This is a genomic window from Gemmatimonadota bacterium (genome assembly GCA_026706345.1).
In the GTDB taxonomy this organism is placed as follows: domain Bacteria; phylum JAAXHH01; class JAAXHH01; order JAAXHH01; family JAAXHH01; genus JAAXHH01.
Genome location: JAPOYX010000042.1, coordinates 1 through 2153, shown reverse-complemented (window position 1 = coordinate 2153; position 2153 = coordinate 1). Strand labels below are relative to the sequence as shown.

Here is a 2153-nt window from a genome sequence, read left to right as displayed (position 1 = left end):
CGACGCGGGTGTCAATCCCGACCTCCAGGACGCAGACGGGTGGAGTGCGTTACATCTGGCGGCGTATGGGGGTGTCGTGGCTCTGGTGCATGCCCTCCTGGATGCGGGGGCAGACGGCGCTGGCGCAACACCTCCCGGAGGGGAGGACGCCCAATCCTGAGGTGTGGCATTGCTCCAGGCCGCCGAGGAGTAGCGGAGCAGAGCGGCGAGGTGGGTCGGCCTCGGCCCGCCGCTCTGGGCGTCCCGGTTCCTGGGAAGTGGGGGCTCACGGCTATTCCGGCAGGACTCCGCCGGAGCCGCCCATCTCTGCCGGCACATCTTTCTGTTTGACAATGCCGTCGTGGATACGCAGTACGGTTTCTTCGTAAAAGACGTGCACGCCGGGCTGAAAAGGAAGATCCGGGATCACGGCCGCATACACATCGGTCAGGCCCATGCCGGGATGCTCGGTGAATAGATGACCGCCGCAGGCCTTACACCACTTGCGATGACTATTATCGGTCTTGGCATAAGTCCCAATATTATTCGCCCCCTGGGTGACCTGGACGGCATCGGGCGGCCATAAGGTAAAGGCGTTGATCGGCCCCGCCGACCAGTGGCGGCACGACTCACAGTGGCAGTAGCCCATAGCTGCGGGAGAACCGGTGACGGTCAACTGCACAGCTCCACAAAAACAACTCCCGTTATAGGTGTTCTCACTCATCATTCTCCTCCTGTTAGTTTGTGGTTTCTCCAATCCCTTGCCTCCTTGTTACCTAGCCGCGCGGGGTTGACCTCGCAACCCCGCGGCGTACTCCGTATAGGACGACGATTACCTGATATTGCTCTCAGGCTGGTTGCCAGATAGGCGGTGAACCCTATATGGTGCTCTCGGCCATATCAGACAAAGAGCATCAAAGGAGGTTTGTGCATGCACGAGATAGTCATTCGCGGCGGAAAGATTATTGACGGAACGGGGAAGCCAGCTTTCACTGGCGACGTGGCCATTGCCGATGGGCGCATTGTCGCTGTCGGCAAAGACCTGGGAAGCGCAAAGCAGACGGTGAATGCCGACGGGCTGTTGGTCACGCCGGCCTGGGTCGATGCGCATACCCACTATGACGGCCAGGTGGCCTGGGACGAACAAATGACCCCGTCGCTCTGGCACGGTGTTTCGACCGTGGTCATGGGAAACTGCGGTGTGGGCTTTGCGCCGGCCACGCCGGATCGCCACGAGTGGCTGATCGGCCTCATGGAGGGTGTTGAAGACATTCCCGCTCCGTCGTTGTCGGCCGGGCTGCCGTGGGGCTGGCAGAGCTTTGCCGAATATCTCGACGTGCTGGATGGCATACCCCGCACCCTGGACGCCGGCGGCATGATTACGCACGGCGCGGTGCGGGCCTTTGTCATGGGTGAGCGCGGAGCAAAGAACGAACCCGCGACTGAAGAAGATATCGCCAAGATGGCTGCTATTGTCAAAGACGCCGTCCTCGCCGGTGCGCTCGGCTTTTCGAGTTCGCGGACGCTGGTGCATACGGCTAATGACGGCGAACCGGTCCCCGGCACGTTTGCCCATGAAGATGAGTTGATCGGGATTGCCCGGGCCGTGCGCTCAACCGGACGCGGTATTCTGGAGATGGTGCCGCGCGGTATTGCCGGCGAAGATCCGGACCTGCTGCAAGAAGTGGACATGATGATCCGGGTCTCCCGGGCGACGGGCTGCCCGTTGACCTTCCTCCTGCCTCAGAACAATAGCTATCCCACCCAATGGCTCGAGGTCATGGCGAAATGTACGGCCGCGGTGGAAGGGGGCGTGCCGATCACGCCGATGGTGTTTGTGCGCCCGGTTTGTGTTCTGTTCAGCTTCCAGGGGGAGAACCCGTTTGAATATCTGCCGAGTTTTCAACCGCTGAAAAAACTGTCTCACGACGAGAAGATGGCCGAGCTGCGAAAGCCTGAGCTGCGCCAAAAGCTGCTCACGGAACAAGACCCCCACACCACCGGGATGTCCCTGCTGTATCAGAATGCGCGGGTCTGGGAGCGCACCTATCCCATGGGTGAGGAGCTGAGCTACGAGCCGAGCGCTGATCGGAGCATTGCGACGCTTGCCCAGCGTGAAGGCCGCAGTCCACGCGAGGTGATCTATGATCTGATGCTCGAACAAAACGGTCGGG

At 61.0% G+C, this 2153-nt stretch carries 2 protein-coding genes; one reads left to right on the top strand and one right to left on the bottom strand.

Annotated features, from left to right (window positions below; translation table 11 throughout):
• Window positions 1–271: 271 nt before the first annotated feature.
• Window positions 272–706, bottom strand: coding sequence for a GFA family protein (locus OXG98_04415; GenBank protein MCY3771248.1), 435 nt, complete (start codon window positions 704–706; stop codon window positions 272–274).
• Window positions 707–910: 204 nt separating this feature from the next.
• Between OXG98_04415 and OXG98_04410 the strand changes: the two genes are divergently transcribed.
• On the top strand, window positions 911–2153 hold a 1243-nt coding region (locus OXG98_04410; protein ID MCY3771247.1), incomplete at its 3' end, for an amidohydrolase family protein.

Coding starts and splice junctions, on each gene's coding strand:
- OXG98_04415 (MCY3771248.1), bottom strand. CDS start 706: ATGATGAGTGAGAACACCTATAACGGGAGTTGTTTTTGTGGAGCTGTG.